15 protein-coding genes are annotated in these 19421 nt (G+C 69.7%); 2 read left to right on the forward strand and 13 right to left on the reverse strand.

Annotated elements, in window-relative coordinates; all coding sequences use genetic code 11:
- Positions 1-14: 14 nt before the first annotated feature.
- The 11 genes from ACIOTO_RS02815 to ACIOTO_RS02865 all read right to left on the reverse strand — a co-directional run bounded on the left by ACIOTO_RS02815 (position 15) and on the right by ACIOTO_RS02865 (position 15315).
- Positions 15-1475, reverse strand: a complete 1461-nt coding sequence (locus ACIOTO_RS02815) for an FtsX-like permease family protein (protein WP_400856360.1) — start codon at positions 1473-1475, stop codon at positions 15-17.
- The gene (locus ACIOTO_RS02820) at positions 1472-2233 is read right to left on the reverse strand and encodes an ABC transporter ATP-binding protein (protein ID WP_029261819.1); all 762 of its coding nucleotides are present in this window, start codon (positions 2231-2233) and stop codon (positions 1472-1474) included. The genes ACIOTO_RS02815 and ACIOTO_RS02820 overlap by 4 nt, the downstream gene beginning before the upstream one ends.
- A 107-nt stretch (positions 2234-2340) precedes the next feature.
- On the reverse strand, positions 2341-2976 hold the full coding sequence (locus ACIOTO_RS02825; RefSeq protein WP_105712370.1) for a response regulator transcription factor: 636 nt from the start codon (positions 2974-2976) through the stop codon (positions 2341-2343).
- Positions 2973-4151, reverse strand: a complete 1179-nt coding sequence (locus tag ACIOTO_RS02830; protein ID WP_400856363.1) for a sensor histidine kinase — start codon at positions 4149-4151, stop codon at positions 2973-2975. Before ACIOTO_RS02830 ends, ACIOTO_RS02825 begins: the two co-directional genes overlap by 4 nt.
- An 86-nt stretch (positions 4152-4237) precedes the next feature.
- Positions 4238-9697, reverse strand: coding sequence for an Ig-like domain-containing protein (locus tag ACIOTO_RS02835; RefSeq protein ID WP_400856364.1), 5460 nt, complete (start codon positions 9695-9697; stop codon positions 4238-4240).
- Between the two features lie 214 nt (positions 9698-9911).
- Entirely contained in the window at positions 9912-10703 is a 792-nt protein-coding gene (locus ACIOTO_RS02840) for a class I SAM-dependent methyltransferase (RefSeq protein ID WP_400856365.1), read from the reverse strand.
- Between the two features lie 5 nt (positions 10704-10708).
- Complete coding sequence (locus ACIOTO_RS02845) at positions 10709-11785, reverse strand: AAA family ATPase (RefSeq protein WP_400856366.1); 1077 nt, start codon at positions 11783-11785, stop codon at positions 10709-10711.
- A gap of 27 nt (positions 11786-11812) precedes the next feature.
- Positions 11813-12967: an AMP-binding protein gene (locus ACIOTO_RS02850; RefSeq protein WP_400856367.1), complete on the reverse strand. Its 1155-nt coding sequence runs from the start codon at positions 12965-12967 to the stop codon at positions 11813-11815.
- A gap of 13 nt (positions 12968-12980) precedes the next feature.
- The gene (locus ACIOTO_RS02855) at positions 12981-13901 is read right to left on the reverse strand and encodes a 1,4-dihydroxy-2-naphthoyl-CoA synthase (RefSeq protein ID WP_029263889.1); all 921 of its coding nucleotides are present in this window, start codon (positions 13899-13901) and stop codon (positions 12981-12983) included.
- Positions 13902-13985: 84 nt separating this feature from the next.
- Positions 13986-14981 carry a permease prefix domain 1-containing protein gene (locus ACIOTO_RS02860; protein ID WP_400856369.1) on the reverse strand — a complete coding sequence of 332 codons (996 nt, stop codon included), beginning with the start codon at positions 14979-14981 and terminating at the stop codon, positions 13986-13988.
- Between the two features lies 1 nt (position 14982).
- Positions 14983-15315, reverse strand: coding sequence for a PadR family transcriptional regulator (locus ACIOTO_RS02865; protein ID WP_029259789.1), 333 nt, complete (start codon positions 15313-15315; stop codon positions 14983-14985).
- A gap of 243 nt (positions 15316-15558) precedes the next feature.
- On the opposite strand from ACIOTO_RS02865, the gene ACIOTO_RS02870 reads away from it, so the two are divergent.
- A complete protein-coding gene (locus tag ACIOTO_RS02870) occupies positions 15559-16542 on the forward strand; it encodes an o-succinylbenzoate synthase (protein WP_400856370.1) in 984 nt (327 codons plus the stop codon).
- 36 nt (positions 16543-16578) lie between these two features.
- On the opposite strand, the gene ACIOTO_RS02875 is transcribed toward ACIOTO_RS02870, so the two are convergent.
- Positions 16579-17205: a helix-turn-helix domain-containing protein gene (locus tag ACIOTO_RS02875; protein ID WP_400856372.1), complete on the reverse strand. Its 627-nt coding sequence runs from the start codon at positions 17203-17205 to the stop codon at positions 16579-16581.
- A 78-nt stretch (positions 17206-17283) separates the two neighbouring features.
- Between ACIOTO_RS02875 and ACIOTO_RS02880 the strand changes: the two genes are divergently transcribed.
- Entirely contained in the window at positions 17284-18723 is a 1440-nt protein-coding gene (locus ACIOTO_RS02880; protein WP_400856374.1) for an MFS transporter, read from the forward strand.
- On the opposite strand, the gene ACIOTO_RS02885 is transcribed toward ACIOTO_RS02880, so the two are convergent.
- Positions 18710-19333 carry a TetR/AcrR family transcriptional regulator gene (locus tag ACIOTO_RS02885; protein ID WP_029263884.1) on the reverse strand — a complete coding sequence of 208 codons (624 nt, stop codon included), beginning with the start codon at positions 19331-19333 and terminating at the stop codon, positions 18710-18712. The genes ACIOTO_RS02880 and ACIOTO_RS02885 overlap by 14 nt on opposite strands.
- Positions 19334-19421: the final 88 nt, after the last annotated feature.

Raw genomic sequence — 19421 nt, forward strand, 5'->3', positions numbered from 1 at the left:
CAAGCCTAGAGCCGTCAGTCGGCCGCAAGTGCTTCGACCGGCGCCACCCGAGTGGCCAGTCGCGTGGGTGTGGCAGCAGCGACCAGCGTGAGCACCGCAGTGGCGACGACAATGATGGCGACGGGGATCCACGGGATCTGCGGGGCCACGAGCCCGGCAGGAGTGAACTCCGGCAGGGTCGGAACCGAGCCGAGCAGCGACTGTGCCGCGATCCACCCATACGTGACGCCCAGCACGAGACCGGTCAGCGTCGCGGCCACCGTGATGTGCGTGGCCTCGAGCAGCACCATGCGACGCACCTGACGGTTCGACAGCCCGATCGAGCGCAGCAGTCCGAGCTCGCGGCGACGCTGCACCACGCCGATCGTGAGCAGGTTGACGAGGCCGACCGCCGCGATGACCGCGGAGACGGCAACCAGTACCATCATGATCGCGGCGAACGCGTCGAACGGAGCGAAGAACTCCTCGGGGATCTCGCCGGTCACCTGACTCATCATCAGACGTTTCGCGGACTCGAGCGCGACGGCGAACATCGTCACCAGGGTCACACCCATCACCACGCCGATCGCCATGCGAGACGATCGCTCCGGATAGCGCAGCGCGTTCTCGGCAGCGAGGCGCGCGGTCGCGCTCGAGCCGAACATCCGGCCCACCAGGCGCAGCACCGGCGGCATGAACAGCACGGATCCGAGAGCGAGCCCGGTGAAGGACAGCACACCGCCGAAGAAGGCGATGACGACGCCGAGCGGAGTCAGAAGTCCGACGACCACGCCCGCGGCGAGGAGCACGGCTCCGGTGATCAGCAGGATCCAGGCACCGACGTGCCGTCCGGCCTTGCCGGATACCTCGTCGTGGGTCCGCTCGACGGAGCCGCCCAGTGCCTGCAGCGGGGTCACCGAGAGCACCCGCCGGGAGCCGGCCCAGGCGGCGGCCCAGGTCGTGAGTGCGACACCGATCGCGGGCAAGGCGACGAACGGCTGTGCGAGCGAGAAGGACGCCGGGGTGTTCTCGATCAGCTGCGACCCGATCTGCACACCGATCACCGCCAGCACGAGCCCGGCGAGCAGGCCGATCGCGGCGCCGAGGACACCGACGACGAGACCCTGTTGTCCGACCTGAGCCCGCTGCGAGCGCGCGGTCGCCCCGATCAGACGCATGAGCGCGATCTGCCGCGTGCGTCCGGCGATGATCGTCGAGAAGGTGTTCGCCGTGACGATCGCGGCCACGTACATCGCGACCACGGTGAGCAGCACCGACAGCAGCGCGACCACGAACGCGAGCGTCTCACTGTCTCCGATGAAGGGGTCGGCCTGCAGGACCGCACCGATGTATGCCGTGATCTCTACGAGGAGCACACCGAACGCGGCCGAGAGCGCGGCGACGAGGATGCTGGCGCCCATGCCCCGGTCGCGCAGCCAGGCCAGTCGAGGACCTGTCGCCCGCGTCTCGGGGACGACCGTGGCGACGGCGGTCATGCCGCCACCTCGGCAGCGAGCATGTAGGCGGAGATCTCCTCCGCGGTCTGGCGCGGGTGGTCGGCGACGATCCGACCGTCTCCGAGGTAGAGCACGCGGTCGGCATGGCTCGCCGCGATCGCGTCGTGCGTCACCATCGCGATGGACTGCCCGTGCTCGCGGCTCGCGGTGGCGAGCAGACGCAGCACCTCGCGCCCGGTCTTGGAGTCGAGGTTGCCAGTGGGCTCATCCGCGAACACCAGGTCGGGGGCGGTGGCGAGGGCGCGGGCGATGGCCACACGCTGCTGCTGTCCGCCCGACAGCTGATGCGGGCGGTGGTTGAGGCGCGAGCCGAGTCCGAGCGTCTCGATCAGTCCGTCGATGCGCGCCCGCTCGATCGCGCTCGGCCGACGGCCGTCGAGCTCGAACGGGAGCATGATGTTCCCCAACGCGTCGAGAGTGGGCACCAGGTTGAACGCCTGGAAGATGAAACCGACGCGGCGACGGCGCAGGATCGTCAGGTCGATGTCACCGAGGCCGGTGATCTCGGTGTCCCCGATCCACGCGCGCCCCTCCGTCGGGCTGTCGAGCCCCGCCATGATGTGCATCAGCGTGGACTTGCCGGAACCGGAGGGGCCCATGATCGCGGTGAACTGTCCGCGACGGATGCCGACGCTGACGTCATCGAGCGCACGGACGGTACCTTCGCCCGAGCCGTAGGTCTTCTTCAGGTGCTGGACGCGGGCGGCGAGCCCCAGGTCGGTGGTCGTGATCTCCATGCCTTCGACGCTATTTCCGCAGCCCCGCGCCGGTCATCGCCCGGCCGGAGCATCCGCGTACATCGCAGGGATGATCCGCACTCGGCCCTTCCCCGGTCGATCGGCGGTCAGGCGAGGCCGTGCTCGAAGGCGAATACCACCAGCTGCACCCGGTCGCGAAGCGCGAGCTTCGTGAGGATCCGGCTGATGTGCGTCTTCACGGTCGCCTCACTCAGGTATTCCCGGCCCGCGATCTCGGCATTCGACAGGCCACGAGCCGCGAGCGCGAAGATCTCCTTCTCCCGGTCGGTGAGGGTGGTGTACTGCGGCGGGACGGGCTTGGGCGCCTCGGCGAAGTGCGCGAACAGGTCGCGCGTCGCCGACGCGGCGATCACACTCGACCCGGAATGCACGGTGCGGATCGCGGCGAGCAGGAACTCCGGATCGGCGTCCTTCAGGAGGAATCCGCTGGCCCCCTGCCGGATCGCTCGGGCCGCAGCCTCGTCGAGGTCGAACGTCGTGAGCATGACGATGCGGGGAGGCTCCGGCCGGGTGAGGATCTCGGCGGTCGCCGTGAGTCCGTCCATGACCGGCATCCGGATGTCCATCAGCACCACGTCGGGCCGCGTGGCACGGACGACGTCGAGTGCCTCCTGTCCGTTGCCGGCTTCGCCGACCACCTCCAGGTCGGGTTGCGAGGCGACGAGCATCCGGATGCCGGCGCGGAACAGCGCCTGGTCGTCGACGAGCACGACTCTGATCATTCGGAAGCTCCGATCGGAAGCGAGGCGTGGACCACGAACTGTGCCCCCCGATGCTCGGCTTGCAGACTACCGCCGACGAGCTGTGCCCGCTCGCGCATGCCGATGACGCCGTGCCCACCGGGGGCGACCGTCGTCTCCCGCGGCACCGTGTTCCGCACGTCGATGTCGACCCGATCGGGAAACCACGCCAGGTGCACGTCGACCGCACCGTCGCCATGGCGGATCGCGTTCGTCAGCGCCTCCTGGAGGATGCGGTACACGGCGAGCTGGATCGCCCCCGGTGGTTCCCCCGGAGGCATCGGGTCGACGGTGACACGCGGCTCGATCCCCGCCTGCCTCACCTGCGCGAACAGCGCTTCGAGGTCGGCGAGCGTGGGCTGCGGGCCGTCTCCCTGCCGGTGCCGAAGCTGAGTGAGCAGCATCCGCACGTCGCTCAACGCCCCACGGGCGGTCTGTGCGATCGTGCCGAGCGCCTCCGTCGCCATCTCGGGTTTCGCCGCTGCCGCGTAGCGCGCACCGTCGGCCTGCGCGATCACGACGGCGAGAGAGTGGGCGACGATGTCGTGCATGTCGCGGGCGATGCGGACCCGCTCCTGCTCCTCGACCGCGAGTGACTCAGCCTGCAGCTGCGCGGCACGGGTGCGGCGTGCACGCAGCACGACCCGCCACAGCAGTCCGCACACCCACGCGAATCCGAGCGCCATGACGGAGACGATGAGCAGCAGCGTGCCGGTCGTGACCTTCTCCCAGCCGGTACCTGTCCCGAAGGCGACGCCGTTCACGATGACCATGTACACCGCCGCGACGATGCCGCCGAACAGCGCGGAGGCGAACCCCCACCAGAGCACCCGCCTCGTGCCCCACGCCGCCGTGGCGTAGAGCACGAGCAGGATGGCGAAGTCGATCGGCAGCGGGCCGAACCCGGCGATCATCTGGAGAATCGCCCCGGCCCAGGCGGCGACCAGTGACCAGCCCGGCGCAAGTCGTCCGATCGCGACACCGCCGAACATCAGCACCGCCGCGAAGACGACCGCCACGACGGACACGCCGCCGATCGCCGTGTTCCCGGTCCCCGGCCCATAGAACACGAGAGACATCGGCATCAGCACGAGGAAGAGCAGCGCCGCCCCGACGATGTCAAGGGTCAGCGCCATGCGGGAGAGCGGGCGGATCACTCCCCCACGCTACGCGAGCGCACTGCACGGATACATCCGTCCGTGGATGTATCCGTGCAGTGTCGTACGCGGGCGAGGATCTCCCGTCAAGCGGTCGAGGAATCGGATTCCACGGGCGCCCATCGCCTCGAGCGCAGGAGCGCCGCCCCGCCCATCAAGAGCAGAAGGGCTCCCAGGGCGAGAGCCGCAGAGCTGTCGGCACCGGTGGTTCCCAGCGTGCCGCCGCCCCCGCCGGACGGCTGCGGGACGTACGGCGTCACGGGAGCGATCGTGGGCGTCGAGACGTTGCCTGCCGCATCGATGACCGTGATGGTGACCTCCTGCGGGTCGGCAGGACCGGACGACGTGCAGCTCCACTCCGGCACGACCACAGCGGTGCGGCACAGTTCCGTGCCGTCCGGCGCAGTGACGACCACGGTCGTCCCCGGCTCGCCGGTGCCCGAACAGGTGATCGTGAGATCCGCGTTCTGGACACAGACCGGGTTCAGGACCGGAGCGGGCGGCACCGTGTCGACGACCACGTCGATGGGATCGCCCGCGGTCGTGTTCCCGGCGGGGTCGGTCGCGGTCGGCGTGATCGTGTTCGTCCCCTCCGGCAACGGATCGGTCGGGGTGCAGGACCACGCGCCGTCGACGACGGTGGTCGTGCAGAGCACGGTGCCGTCATCGTCGGTCAGAGTGATGGTGTCGCCGTCATCACCGGTACCCGTGAAGGTGGGCGTGGCATCCGTCACTGCAGCGCCATCCGCCGGGCCTGTGATCACCGGGGCCGTGGGGGCGACCGCGTCCACGGTCACGTCGATCGGGTCGCCCGGCGTCGTGTTCCCCGCCGGGTCCGTCGCCGTCGGCGTGATCGTGTTCGCGCCCTCCGGCAACGGATCGGTCGGGGTGCAGGACCAGGCGCCATCGACGGCGGTCGTCGTGCACAGCACAGTGCCGTCACCATCGGTCACGGTGATCGTGTCGCCATCGTCACCGGTTCCGGTGAACGTCGGCGTCGCATCCGTCACCACAGCACGATCAGCCGGACCGGTGATGACCGGAGCGGAGGGGGCCACGGTGTCCACCGTGAGATCGATCGGATCGCCCGCCGTGGAGTTACCTGCGGGGTCAGTCGCCGTCGGCGTGACAGTGCTCGCACCTTCCGGCAGCGGGTCGGTCGGCGTGCAGGACCAAGCGCCATCGACCACGGTGGCCGTGCACAGCACGGCCCCGTCACCATCGGTCACCGTGATCGTGTCACCGTCGTCACCGGTTCCGGTGAACGTGGGCGTCGCATCCGTCACGACAGCACCATCAGCCGGCCCGGTGATCGCCGGCGCCGACGGGGCCTCCGTGTCGACCGTGAGATCGATGGGATCGCCCGCCGTGGAGTTACCCGCCGGGTCTGTCGCCGTGGGCGTGATCGTGTTCGCGCCCTCCGGCAGCGGATCGGTCGGCGTGCACGACCAAACGCCATCGGCCACGGTCGCCGTGCACAGCACCGTGCCGTCATCGTCGGTCAGAGTGATCGTGTCGCCGTCATCGCCGGTGCCCGTGAAGGCGGGAGTCGCGTCCGTCACCACAGCGCCGTCAGCCGGGCCGGTGATCACCGGAGCGGAGGGGGCCACCGTGTCCACCGTCACGTCGATCGGGTCACCCGTTGTGGGGTTGCCCGCGGGATCGGTCGCCGTCGGCGTGATCGTGTTCGTCCCCTCCGGCAGCGGATCCGTGGGCGTGCACGACCATTCGCCGTCGACGACGGTCGTCGTGCAGAGCACGGTACCGTCATCGTCGGTCAGAGTGATCGTGTCCCCGTCATCACCCGTACCCGTGAAGGTGGGCGTCGCCGTGTCCACCACGTCACCATCCGCCGGCCCCGTGATCACAGGTGCGGTGGGGGCTACCGTGTCCACCGTCACGTCGATCGGATCGCCCTCCGTGGTATTCCCGGCCGGGTCCGTCGCGGTGGGCGTGATCGTGTTCACGCCTTCCGGCAGCGGATCGGTCGGAGTGCACGACCAAACGCCATCGACGACGGTCGTCGTGCACAGCACAGTGCCGTCACCATCGGTCACCGTGATCGTGTCGCCATCGTCACCGGTGCCCGAGAAAGTCGGCGTCGCATCCGTCACCACGGCACCATCAACCGGACCTGTGATGACGGGGGCTGCAGGGGCAACCGTGTCGACCGTTATATCGATCGGATCGCCCTCCGTCGAGTTCCCGGCCGGATCCGTCGCGGTCGGGGTGACAGTGTTCGTGCCTTCCGGCAACGGATCGGTCGGAGTGCACGACCATTCGCCGTCGACCACGGTCGTGGTGCAGAGCACGTTGCCGTCACCATCGGTCACGGTGATCGTGTCACCGTCGTCACCGGTACCGGTGAAGGTCGGTGTCGCCGTGTCCACCACAGCACCATCTGCCGGCCCCGTGACCGCTGGAGCCGACGGAGCCACGGTGTCGACGATGAAATCGATCGGGTCGCCCGCTGTCGCGTTGCCGGCCGGGTCCGTCGCCGTCGGCGTGACCGTGTTGGTCCCTTCCGGCAGCGGATCGGTCGGAGTACACGACCAGGCGCCATCCACCACGGTCGTCGTGCACAGCACGGTTCCATCACCGTCCGTCACGGTGATCGTGTCACCGTCGTCACCGGTGCCCGTGAAGGTCGGCGTCGCCGTGTCCACCACAGCGCCGTCAGCCGGCCCCGTGATCGCCGGAGCCGACGGAGCCACGGTGTCGACGTTGAGATCGATCGGATCGCCAGCCGTCGAGTTACCGGCCGGGTCCGTCGCGGTCGGCGTGATCGTGTTCGTCCCCTCCGGCAGCGGGTCGGTCGGCGTGCACGACCATTCGCCGTCGACCACGGTGGTCGTGCAGAGCACGTTGCCGTCACTGTCCGTCACCGTGATCGTGTCGCCGTCATCGCCCGTTCCGGTGAACGTCGGCGTCGCATCCGTCACCACGGCACCATCAGCCGGACCGGTGATCACGGGGGCTGACGGGGCCACGGTATCGACCGTGAGTCCGATCGGGTCGCCCTCGGTCGAGTTGCCTGCCGGATCCGTCGCCGTCGGGGTGATCGTGCTCGCGCCCTCCGGCAGCGGAGTCGTCGGCGTGCACGACCACTCACCGTCCACCACGGTCGCGGTGCACACGACGTTGCCATCGCCATCGTTCAGCGTGATCGTGTCGCCATCGTCACCCGTGCCCGTGAACGTCGGCGTCGCATCCGTCACCACATCGCCGTCCTCAGGACCGGTGATCACCGGGGCCGACGGGGCGACCGTGTCCACGGTCAGATCGATCGGAGTACCCGCCGTCGAGTTTCCGGCCGGGTCCGTCGCGGTCGGCGTAATCGTGCTGGTGCCCTCCGGCAGCGGATCCGTGGGCGTGCAGGACCAGGCGCCAGCCGCCACGGTCGTCGTGCACAGCACGTTTCCGTCACCATCGGTGACGGTGATCGTGTCGCCGTCATCCCCAGTGCCGGTGAATGTCGGCGTCGCGTCCGTCACCACATCGCCATCGGCGGGGCCAGTGATCACCGGCGCGGACGGCGCCACCGTATCCACCGTCACGTCGATCGGAGCACCCGCCGTCGAGTTCCCCGCAGGGTCGGTCGCGGTCGGGGTGACCGTGTTTGTGCCTTCCGGCAGTGGATCGGTCGGGGTGCAGGACCACTCCCCATCGACCACAGTCGCGGTGCAGAGCACGGTGCCGTCACCGTCCGTCACGGTGATCGTGTCACCGTCATCACCGGTTCCGGTGAACGTCGGCGTCGCCGTGTCCACCACATCGCCATCCGCCGGGCCCGTGATGTCCGGCGCCGACGGGGCGACCGTGTCCACCGTCACCTCGATCGGTTCCCCCGGGGTGGAGTTCCCCGCCGCGTCCGTCGCAGTCGGCGTGATCGTGCTCCCGCCCTCCGGCAACGGATCGGTCGGGGTGCAGGACCACTCCCCATCGACCACAGTCGCGGTGCAGAGCACGGTGCCGTCACCGTCCGTCACGGTGATCGTGTCGCCGTCATCACCCGTGCCGGTGAACGTCGGCGTGGCATCCGTCAGCACCGCACCATCCGCTGGACCAGTGATCACCGGCGCCGAAGGGGCCACCGTATCCACCGTGAACGCGACGGGCGCACCGGTCGTGCTCGTGCCGTCGATGTTCGTCGCCGTCGGCGTCGCCGTGGCTGCACCTTCGGGTAGCGCCGTCGTGGGCGTGCACGACCATGCACCGTCCACCACCGTCGTCGTGCAGAGCACGGCGCCGCCGCCATCGCGGACCGTGATCGTGTCGCCATCGTCTCCGGTGCCCGTGAAGGTCGGCGTGGAATCCGCCACCGCGGCGCCATCCTCAGGTCCGGTGATCACCGGCGTCGACGGCGAGGGGACGGTCACGGTGATCGCGTTGCCGGCAAACGCCTGGCCGTTGACCACGGTGTACGGCTGCACGACGTTGGCGCCCACGGCAAGATCCGACGTCGACGTGCAGCTCCACGTCCCCACCGCGGTCACCGTCGCGGTGCAGAGCACCGCGCCCGAATCGTCGCGCATCTCGACCACGTCGCCCGGTGTTCCCGTGCCGGAGAATGCCGGTCGAGGCGGAACCGTGGCTCCATCGGCAGGGCCGGTCACGACGGCTGCCGCACCCCACTGGAGTCGCACGGTCCCATTTCCGCCGCTCGCTGCAGCTCCGCCGCCGGCTGCTCCTCCACCCAGTGTCAGCGCCGCGCCGACCACACCAGGAGCCGCAAAGCCTGACCCGCCGCCGCCTCCGCCGTCGCCGATACCCAGCAGAGCCAGACACCGACCGCCACCGCCCCCGTAGTAGCCGCCACCGCCGCCACCGCCGCCGTCGATGCTCAAATTCGAAGCGCCCCCACCGACACCTCCCGCATATTGCGTCCCCGCCGCCGGAGCACCAGCCGTACACGCACCCGTCCCCGCTGCTCCGCCCGCAGTCTGGCTACCGCCGCGTCCGGTTTCGGCTAGCCCTTCTGCGGGCGCCGGGGCTCCCGCGGTGCCTCCTCCGGCGCCTCCGGCGGAACCGGCCGCACTGCTTCCTCCGGGTGCACCACCTCCACCGCCTGCGATGAGCAAGGGAGTGACGCCGTACCCGCCTTGCCAGATCGCGCTCATGCCTCCACCAGCTCCACCAGGACGCACGTTTCCGGTGGCCGCGCCGCCACCGACGGCACCGCCGCCGTAAGTCGGAGCCCCCTGCAACGGCGCACCGCCCTGGCCGACGGTGACCGTGAGAGATGCTCCGGGCGTGACGGATAGGACGCCGACCGCCTGCCCACCCGCGCCGCCGCCCTGCGTGCCCTGACCCGCGCCCGCCCACTGGCCCCCGCCGCCGGCACCCGTGAGCGTCGCGCTCACCTGCGTGACGCCTGTGGGGACGGTGAAGGTCTGGTCGCCGCCGGTGTAGGTGAAGTCGACGCAATGCACGTACGCGCCCGTCGGGACACACGCGACCTCCGCTGCCGAAGCGGATTCCGACCCGCCGAAGCCCGCGGTCAACGCCGACGCCACGCCGAGGAGCAGCGCCAGAGTCGCAGCCATCTTTCGTGGGGCCGCGGCACGAGGGGCCGCAGTGGCCACGGCAGCCCGGCGAACCGGACCTGTCCCGCGAGTGATCCGCTTCATTGCTCTTTCCCCTCAACTGTTCCGCGCTGGGGCACACGTAACGATCGAAGAGTATTACGACACTCAGCGGAAACATAGGGTTATCGCAAAAATACCGATATAATGCGCCGCGCCCGGCACGGGCGTCTTGTCAGGCGCGCGCGAGGATCTCGCCGTGCGGCACGAGGAACCAGCCGTCGCCGTCATCGGCCCAGCGCTTCCACGCATCGCTGATCTCCTGCAGATGCGCCGGAGTCGCCATGTCGCTGTCCACCAGCTGCCGCGCGAGCGCGGACTCGAGGATGCGGTCGGCCCACATCCCGCCCCACCAGGCACGCTCCGCAGGCGACGCGTAGCACCAGGTGGATGCCGTCGCCGTGACGTCGTCGAAGCCCGCGGCGCGCGCCCAGGAGAGCAGCCGACGACCCGCATCGGGTTCGCCGCCGTTCGCACGCGCCGCCGCCTGGTACAGGGCGAGCCACCGATCGAGTTCGGGCAGGACCGGGAACCAGATGAAGCCCGAATAGTCGGCATCGCGCGCGGCGACGATCCCGCCGGGCACGGTCACGCGGCGCATCTCGCGAAGCGCCTGCACCGGGTCGCCGACATGCTGCAGCACTTGGTGCGCGTGCACGACGTCGAACGAGTCGTCGGGGAAGCTCAGCGCGTGCACATCCTCGACTAAGAAGTCGAGGTTGGCCAGGCCGCGTTCCTCGGCGAGGCCGCGCGACAGCGACAGCGCGTTCTCGTCGATCTCGGTCGCTGTGACGTGGGCGACGACGCCGGCGAAGTCAACGGTGATGGTACCGGGGCCTGCCCCGACGTCGAGGAGTCGGGTCCCGGACGTGAGGTGCGGACGGAGGTAGGCGGCGGAGTTCGCGATGTCGCGCACGTTGTGCGAGCGGAGAACTGATTCGTGGTGTCCGTGCGTGTACGAGGCCATGCGTTTCAGTCTGGCAGAGCGGCCAGACCGGCCAATTCCCGCACTCTGTCGACCACCTGCGTCACCGTGGACGTCGGCATGTCGACGAGGATCTCACCGATGCGCAACGGCGACGCGCGCTGACGCGCCCCGACCGCGAGGACCCTCTCGATCGCGTCGGCATCCGCCCCGATCAGGTCGTCACCGGCGAGCACCGCGCCGTCCGCTCCTTCCGCCCTCCGGACAGCGTGGCCGCGGCGCGTGCGATCGTCGGCATCGAGTCGGAAGAACCGGACGTCCGCTCGCGGGAAGGCAGCGTGCACGTCTTTCGGCGAGATCTCGAACGGCGCGACCGCGATCACGGTCTTCGCCCCCACCTCAGCGAACACCGCCTGCAGCACCGCTGCGGCGGCTGCTCCGTCCACAGGATCGGCGTTCCACACGAAGCTCAGTTGGGCGCCATCGAGGAACCCCGTACGCTCGCCCCCAGCCCATTGCGTGCGAGCCAGCTCCCAGCCGACATGTGAGGCACCGGCGCACCTCGGACCCGTGATCCAGACGACTCGACCGGTCGCATGCGCTTCGGAGAATACGGCGTCGGATGCCACCTCCGCCCCGACTGCCGGCCGCGCGATCACTGCCTGCACCGTCTCCTCGATGGTCGACCGCTCGGTGTCCAGACGTTCCCATGCAGGGTGCGCGGCGCTCGCCTCCTCGGTGCCGGCCGCGAGCGCGGCATCCACCTGTTCGCGTTCCCACCGCCGGGGAGCCAATCGTCTCCGTCTCGTCTCCTCGTCCGCATCCAGCCACAGGGAGAGCGTCGGATGCCCGTTCACCGGGGACGGTTGCGATGGATCGGCGACTCCGGATACGACGAGGCGCTCGACGCCCGCGTCGCGGAACCGCACGGCGAGCCGGGCGAGCGCCGTCTCCTTCAAGGCCCAGCGGTCGCGGTCATCGGGCGGAGCGGGGTAGCACATGCCGAGCTGATCGATATCGAGGTACCCGGTCGGCACTCCGTCGGATGCGAGACGCTCGGCGACAGCCCACGCGACGGTGCTCTTTCCCACACCCGGCGCTCCGGCCAGCCGCAGCACATCCATGCGACTCAGTCTGGCAGTGGATCGCACTCAGTGCAGGTCGGCGACGGCCCGCCGGATGGCCTCGCGATCGGGCTTGCCCGACGCCAGGACATCCATCTCGTCGACCAGGATCAGGCGGGAGGGACGCGCGTGCTTGCCGAGTTCTTCGGCGACAGCGTCACGGGCCTGAGTGAGTTGCTCAGACTCGCTCCGCCTCAGTACCTCACCACGCGCGGCGACGATCACGGATGCCTCGCCCCAGTGCTCGTCCTCCACGCCGACCACGACGGCCTCGTGCAATCCCGGAACCCGCCGGATGATCCGCTCCACCCGATCGAGGGAGATGTTGATGCCGCCCGACACGATCACGTTGTCGGCTCGGCCGTGCACGCGCACCACGCCGTCTTCGACCAGACCGAGATCGCCCGTGCGATACCAGCGGATGCCGTGCTCGTCCCGGACAAAGGTGCGTGCGCTCAACGAGGCGTCACCGAGATAGCCCTCGGCGAGCATAGGCCCCGCGATGCGCAACTCCCCCTCGACCGTGCGCACGCCGACCGTGTCGAGCGGCACGCCGTCGTAGACACAGCCCCCGCTGGTCTCGGTGGAGCCGTAGGTTCGGACCACCCGTACACCCAGTTCGGCCGCGCGCTCGCGAAGCGGCTCCGGCAGCGACTGTCCGCCCACCAGGATCGCCCGGTACGCCGTGAGCGCGGCACGCACGGCCGTGTCGTCGGCGGCGTCGAGCAGCGTCGCGATCTGTGCGGGGACGAGCGAGGTGTAGAGGTCGGGAATCCCTGTCCCCGACGACGGACGCATCATCGCGAGTGTCGCCTCGGCGAAGGACGCGGGAGAGAATCTGCCGTCGATGACGGCCGGCCGAGTGCCCGCGAGGATCGACCGCACGATCACCTGCAGCCCCGCGACGTACCCGGCGGGCAGTGCGAGCAGCCAGCGCCCGCTCCCGATCCTCGCCGCCGTGGCTTCGGCACTCGCGCGCAGCGCCTCACCGCTCAGGGCGACACGCTTGGGTATGCCGCTCGATCCGGAGGTCGCGATCACCGCCGCGATGCCGTCCGCCACGTTCTCGGGCGCACCGTCCAGCATTCCGAAACCCAGCGCCGGTCCGCCCTCGAGCGCGCGCTGCAAGGCGTCCCGCAGCACATCCGGATCTTCGGCATCCGTGGGGGTCAGGGCGGTCATGCGGGTCTCCGGCTCAGTAGTGCCAGGGGAACGACGACCAGTCGGCGTCGCGCTTCTCGAGGAAGGAGTCGCGACCCTCGACCGCCTCGTCCGTTCCGTAGGCCAGACGGGTCGCCTCACCGGCGAACACCTGCTGACCGACCAGGCCGTCGTCGACCGCGTTGAAGGCGAACTTCAGCATGCGGATCGCGGTGGGCGACTTCGTGAGCACGGTGCGCGCCATCTTCAGGGCCTCGCGCTCGAGATCGGCGTGCGGCACCACGCGGTTCACGGCGCCGGCCTCGTAGGCACGCTGTGCGGAGTACTCCTCGGCCAGGAAGAACACCTCGCGGGCGAACTTCTGTCCGGTCTGCCGTGCCATGTACGCCGAACCGTACCCGGCGTCGAAGCTGCCCACGTCGGCATCCGTCTGCTTGAACCGGGCTTCTTCGGCCGAAGCGATCGTGAGGTCGCACACCACGTGCAGCGAGTGCCCGCCGCCGGCAGCCCACCCGGGCACAACCGCGATGACGACCTTGGGCATGAAGCGGATGAGCCGCTGCACCTCGAGGATGTGCAGGCGGCCGACAGCCGCGCGGCTCGCACCGTCGACGATCGCCGTCTCCGCATCGGAGTACTTGTAGCCGTCGCGACCGCGGATGCGCTGGTCCCCACCCGAGCAGAACGCCCAGCCGCCGTCCTTCGGGCTCGGGCCGTTTCCGGTCAGCAGCACCGCTCCGATGTGCGCATCCTGCCGGGCGATGTCGAGCGCACGGTAGAGCTCGTCGACGGTGTGCGGGCGGAAGGCGTTGCGCACCTCCGGACGGTTGAAGGCGATGCGCGCGACCCCGCCGTCGTGCGACACGTGGGCGGTGATGTCGGTGTAGTCCTCGGCGCCGGGCGCGAGCACCCATTCAGCCGGATCGAACAGGTCGGAGACGAATGCGCTGGTCACGGCATCCACCCTATTCCTCGCCCGCCCCTGCCAACGGAGGAAGCGCCGCCCCGAGCGGGACGGCGCTTCCTCGATCGCGCGTGATCAGCGACGACGAGCGCGGACCGTCTTGATCCAGCCGTCGACGATGTCCCAGCCGACGCCGAGCGCGACACCGAATCCCAGCAGCACGGCGAGGATGCGGAACACCCCGCCCTCGTCAGCCGATTCGGCCTGTCCGGCCGCGAAGCCCTCACCGCCGACCTCGGTGATCTGCGCGAGGAACTCCGGATTCACCAGGTCTCCGGTCAGCAGCGGGACGAGCACCCAGGCGAGGAACGCCAGGGCGAGGATCGTGTTCGTCACGGCCAGCCCCGTGGTCCATCGTCCCCTGCGGTAGAGGACGACCGCGAACACAGCCTCCGCGACGATGAGCAGGAACAGGACCCCGATGCCCCAGGGCCAGAGTTGCGGGTTCAGGATCGGCAAGGTCTCGCCGTCGACGTGGACGAAGCCGCGGTAGCGATCCCAGAGGAGAGCGCCGATCGCGATACCGAGGAAGACGAGCGACGCGATCAGCTCGCTACGCCCCACTCCCTTCTCCGTCGGCTCCGGCAGCTGGTCGAGATCCCACTTCTCGATCGCCGTCGTGCTGTTCGAGCGCTCGAGGATCACGAAGACGAGCGTGGTCCAGAAGCAGATGTGGAGGATCGCGCCGCCGGTCGCCACGATCGAGGTCGAGATGATCTCGCCCACGGGGGCACCGGAGATGGTCTGCCCCAGTGCCACGCCGCCGAGGACGCAGACCGGAACGATCATCAGCAGCAGCTTGAGCAGTCGCCACCAGGTCAGATAGAAGCGCGGGCCGAGGAGGTACAACGGGCGATCCGCGTACCCGGCGGCCAGCACCCCGGGGTCGCCGAGCTCGGTGAGGACGGCACGTTCGACGTCTTCCCGCGCCTCCCCCTGCTCGAGCCTCGCCTCGATCGCATCGGCGATGGAGGCTTCGAGCTCGGCACGGACATCGTCCTGCGCCTCAGGTCGGAGGCTGCGGATCGTCGCGCTGATGTAGCGCTCCGTGAGCGTGGCTGTCGTGGTCATGTCAGTTCTCCTCTGCTGTGAGGGACGCGATCGCCGTGGTGAGCGAACGCCATTCGTCGGTGAGGGTGTCGGCGAGGCGGATGCCGGCATCCGAGGTGCGGTAGAACTTGCGGGGCCTGGCCTCGTCGGTGTTCCACTCGCTCGTGAGGTACTCCTGCTTCTCGAGTCGGCGAAGCAGCGGGTACAGCGTGTTCGCGTCAGTCGCGAAGCCTCGTTGTTCAAGCTGCTCGAGCAGCGAGTATCCGTATCCCGGCGTGCGCAGCAGCTGCAGGCAGGCCAGCACCACCGTGCCGCGGCGCAGCTCCTGCAGGTGCGTGTCGAGCGTCTCGTTCATGTCGATCACATTACTGTGCGACACACACCATTGTCAATCACACATTTATGCCTGACCTACCCCCTCCCCCTCGGGATCGCCGAGCGCACGGCTTCTCGTCGAGCGCACGGCTTCGTCGCGTTTACAAGCCGTGCGCTCGGCAACAAGCCGTGCGCTCGGGGGCGGGGCGGGGCGGGGCGGGGCGGGGAGACTCGCCCGGGGGACGAGCGGCGCGGCGGGGCTTCCACGGAGCAGAATGGGCACATGATCCCGCCGCTCGCAGACCTGATCGACTCGGCCAGGGTCGTCGCCCTCCCGATGCACAGCCGCTTCCGCGGCGTGGAGGTGCGGGAGGCCCTCCTTTTCGAGGGGCCGGAGGGATGGGCGGAGTTCTCGCCGTTCACCGAGTACGAGGATGCCGAGGCCTCGACCTGGCTCGCTGCGGCGATCGACTTCGCGTGGCGCGAGCAGCCGGCGCCGCTGCGTGACCGGATCGGCGTGAACGCGACGATCCCCGCGGTGGAAGCCGCCCGCGTCGCCGAGGTGCTGGACCGGTTCCCCGGATGCCGCACCGCCAAGATCAAGGTCGCCGAACCGGGTCAGAACCTCGCCGACGATGTGGCACGAGTCCGCGCCGTGCGTGAGGCGATGGGACCGGAGGGACGCATCCGCGTGGACGCCAACGGCGCCTGGAACGTCGACGAGGCCGAGCACGCCGTCCACGCCCTGGGCGAGTACGACCTGGAGTACGTGGAGCAGCCCTGCGCGACCGTGCCGGAGCTCGCGGATCTGCGCAAGCGGGTCAAGTACATGGGCATCCCGGTCGCCGCCGACGAGAGCGTGCGCAAGTCCTCCGACCCGCTCGCCGTCGCCCGCGCCGGTGCGGCCGATCTGCTCGTCATCAAGGCGCAGCCGCTCGGCGGCATCACCCACGCGCTGCAGATCGTCACCGCAGCGGGGCTCCCGGTCGTGGTCTCGAGTGCTCTCGACACCGCGATCGGCCTGTCCCAGGGCGCCGCACTCGCCGCAGCTCTCCCGACGCTGGATTACGACTGCGGGCTCGGTACCGCGTCGCTCTTCCTCGACGACGTGGCGGACCTGCGTCCCGTCGACGGCTCGATCCCGGTGGGTCGGGTGACGCCGGATGCCGATGCGCTCAGCCGTCTCGCGGCCTCAGATGAGCGCCGTGAGTGGTGGGTGGCACGGCTCGCCCGCTGCCACTACGAACTGACTTCCCGCGCGAACTGAACCGATCCGGATCGTCGAGCGACACCGCTGCGGAGGTCAGTGCGCCTCCGCGTGCTGACCGAGAACCTCGGCGAGGTGACGCGTCGCCAGATCCGCACTGCGGGGCCCAGGCTCGCCGTCCGCGCCGAAGATCGTGAGGATCTCGGCGTCCTGCTCGCCGTCGGCGCCGAACCAGTGCGGCGTTCGGGTGTCGAACTCCGCGACCTCTCCCGCGTCGAGCATCACGTCGCGGTCGCCGACGATGAGCCGGATGCGGCCGGTGAGCACGTACATCCAGGACGAACCTTCGTGCGCGGTGAGCTTCGGTTCCGACGCCTCCCGCGGCACGATGATCTTCCACGCATGCCTCTCCCCCGGCTGGCGAGTGAGCGCCACCACGGTCCGACCGTTGACGCGTCGCGGGCGTAGTCGTACGCGCGGATCTCCGGTCTCGGGAGCACCGACGAGGTCGTCGAGGGAGACCCGATACATCCGCGCGAGGGGCAGCAGCAGCTCCAGGCTCGGCCGCCGCTGACCGGTCTCGAGGCGCGACAGCGTGCTCTTCGAGATCCCGGTGGCCGTGGCGACCTCGGCGAGCGTCAGCCCTCGGCGAGCGCGCAGCGACTGGAGACGGGGGCCGATCTGTTCCAGCGTCGCGTCGAGCACTGATTCCTGTTCTTCCATGGCTTCATAGGACCACAGATATCCCGGTTTCGGCAACGCAAGTTGCTGGTGGGACGTTCCGCGATCGATGCTGAGGATATGACGGAGACTTCCACCCCCGCACCCCTCCTTCGCGCGGGCACGGCCGGGCTCGCCCTCAGCGTCCTGGTCGCATCACTGGGGACGAGCGCCGCGAATGTCGCGCTCCCCACGATCGCCGTCGAACTCGACGGCACCTTCACCCAGGCGCAGTGGGTGGCCCTCGCCTACCTGCTCACGATGACGGCGACGAGTCTCACGGTGGGGCACCTGGGCGATCTGATCGGGCGCCGTCGGGTGCTGCTGCTCGGCATGGGTGTCTTCACGATCGCGGCGGCACTGAGTGCGATCGCGCCGACCCTGTGGATGCTGATCGCCGCCCGCGCACTGCAGGGCATCGGTGCCGCCGTCATGATGGCGCTCCCCTTGGCGCGCGCCCGCGACCTGGTCCCGCAGGATCGTCTCGGCCGTGTCATGGGCCTGCTCGGCACCACGGCAGCGGTGGGGACCGCCTCCGGTCCGGCGCTCGGCGGTCTCCTGATCACGGTGGCGGGTTGGCCGGCGATCTTCGCCGCCATGGTGCCGCTCGGACTCCTCGCCGCGGCCCTGGCGGCCGCGACCGGCGCGGAAGCACGGCAGGCAGGTAGCCCCCGACGCGGCTTCGACCTTCCGGGCATGGTTCTGCTGACCGTGGCGGTCGCCCTCTACACGCTCGGCGTCACCGCGCCGGGCGACCAGGCCGCGTGGCCGGCCCTGCCCCTCCTCGGCGGAGCGGTCGTCGCCGCCGTGCTGTTCATGATGCGCGAGCGTCGCGCGAGCCACCCGCTGCTGCCGCCGGTACTGCTCAGGAACCGCAGTATCTCGCGCGGCGCGGTCCTGAACCTCATCGTCGGCACCGTCATGATGAGCACCCTCGTGGTGGGCCCCTTCTTCCTCGCGGGCGCGCTGCACCTGCCTCCCGCGGCGATCGGCGTCGTCATGGCGGCCGGACCGCTCGTATCGATCTGCACCGGCGTGCTGGCCGGACGCGCGGTCGACCAATTCGGCACGCACCGGATGACATCGGTCGGACTCGGCGGGATGCTCCTCGGGGCGCTCGCGCTCGCCCTGCTCCCCGGGTCGTGGGGGCTGCCGGGATACGTCACGGGCACCGTGCTGCTCGCTCCCGGCTACCAGCTGTTCCTCGCCGCCAACAACACCGGCGTTCTGAACTCGACCCCCGCCGACCGTCGCGGTGCGGCCTCGGGCCTCCTGGGACTCTCCCGCAATCTCGGTCTCGTCACCGGTGCCTCCGTGCTCGCCGCGCTTTTCGCGGCAGCATCCGGTTCCGGCGAGATCGCAGCCGCCTCCCCGGACGCGCTGACCTCTGCGTTGCGGACGACGTTCCTCGTGACGGCCGCGCTCCTGGCAGCCGGCGCCCTGCTGTCGCTCGCGCCGAACCACGCACGATCGAGCGATTCCGCGACCGATGCTCCGGCGACGCGCGCTACGACTCGATGATGAGCTGCACGAGACGGCCGAGCTGCTCGCTCCCCGCCTGCCGCAGCTGCGCGTCGTCCTGGCCGGCCATCGCCCCGCGCACGGTCATGCCCTCCCAGAGGATCATGAGCATGCGCGCCGCGGTCTCGGCCGGCAGGCGCAGCTTCAGCGCACTCACCGAGACGATGTCGTCGATGATCTGCGCGATGCTCGCGACCATCTCGCTCTCCTGCGCGAGGTACGCCTCGCCGAACTTCGCGTCGCGCAGAGCCCGGATGCGGATCTCACTCAGCAGCATCACGCCGAGGCGGTCATCGCCGCCGAGCTCCATGATCTGCTGCACGAGCTCGATCGGATCGCACCCTTCCACCAGGGCGCCCTCGGCCGTCAGTTCCTCGACGCGGGTGCGAACTCCCCTCACCCGCACGTCGGAGACGCTCGCGGCGAGCATGAGGAACAGCTCGTCCTTGGATTCGAAGTTGGAGTAGAACGCACCGCGGGTGAAGCCGGCGCGTTCGCACACGGCCTCGACCGAGGCGCCGTCGAGACCGACCTCGGCGAAGACCTGCGCGGCGGCCTCGAGCAGACGGGCACGCGTGTTCTCACGGCTGCGGGTTGCGGGTGTCGACATCGAAACCTCCTGACCCTTCACTCTCGCACGATTCACACCCGGCACACAGATTCCGACGTGCCGGTCAATTTACGATACATGTATGTAT

Source organism: Microbacterium sp. NPDC087592 (assembly GCF_044743585.1).
Lineage (GTDB): Bacteria > Actinomycetota > Actinomycetes > Actinomycetales > Microbacteriaceae > Microbacterium.

What these genes read in the sequence shown, in the direction of transcription:
- ACIOTO_RS02840 (WP_400856365.1), bottom strand. Translation starts at nt 10,703, where the DNA reads ATGGCCTCGTACACGCACGGACACCACGAATCAGTTCTCCGCTCGCAC.
- ACIOTO_RS02835 (WP_400856364.1), bottom strand. Translation starts at nt 9,697, where the DNA reads ATGGCTGCGACTCTGGCGCTGCTCCTCGGCGTGGCGTCGGCGTTGACC.
- ACIOTO_RS02850 (WP_400856367.1), bottom strand. Translation starts at nt 12,967, where the DNA reads ATGACCGCCCTGACCCCCACGGATGCCGAAGATCCGGATGTGCTGCGG.
- ACIOTO_RS02820 (WP_029261819.1), bottom strand. Translation starts at nt 2,233, where the DNA reads ATGGAGATCACGACCACCGACCTGGGGCTCGCCGCCCGCGTCCAGCAC.
- ACIOTO_RS02880 (WP_400856374.1), top strand. Translation starts at nt 17,284, where the DNA reads ATGACGGAGACTTCCACCCCCGCACCCCTCCTTCGCGCGGGCACGGCC.
- ACIOTO_RS02870 (WP_400856370.1), top strand. Translation starts at nt 15,559, where the DNA reads ATGATCCCGCCGCTCGCAGACCTGATCGACTCGGCCAGGGTCGTCGCC.
- ACIOTO_RS02885 (WP_029263884.1), bottom strand. Translation starts at nt 19,333, where the DNA reads ATGTCGACACCCGCAACCCGCAGCCGTGAGAACACGCGTGCCCGTCTG.
- ACIOTO_RS02875 (WP_400856372.1), bottom strand. Translation starts at nt 17,205, where the DNA reads ATGGAAGAACAGGAATCAGTGCTCGACGCGACGCTGGAACAGATCGGC.
- ACIOTO_RS02815 (WP_400856360.1), bottom strand. Translation starts at nt 1,475, where the DNA reads ATGACCGCCGTCGCCACGGTCGTCCCCGAGACGCGGGCGACAGGTCCT.
- ACIOTO_RS02865 (WP_029259789.1), bottom strand. Translation starts at nt 15,315, where the DNA reads ATGAACGAGACGCTCGACACGCACCTGCAGGAGCTGCGCCGCGGCACG.
- ACIOTO_RS02825 (WP_105712370.1), bottom strand. Translation starts at nt 2,976, where the DNA reads ATGATCAGAGTCGTGCTCGTCGACGACCAGGCGCTGTTCCGCGCCGGC.
- ACIOTO_RS02860 (WP_400856369.1), bottom strand. Translation starts at nt 14,981, where the DNA reads ATGACCACGACAGCCACGCTCACGGAGCGCTACATCAGCGCGACGATC.
- ACIOTO_RS02845 (WP_400856366.1), bottom strand. Translation starts at nt 11,785, where the DNA reads ATGGATGTGCTGCGGCTGGCCGGAGCGCCGGGTGTGGGAAAGAGCACC.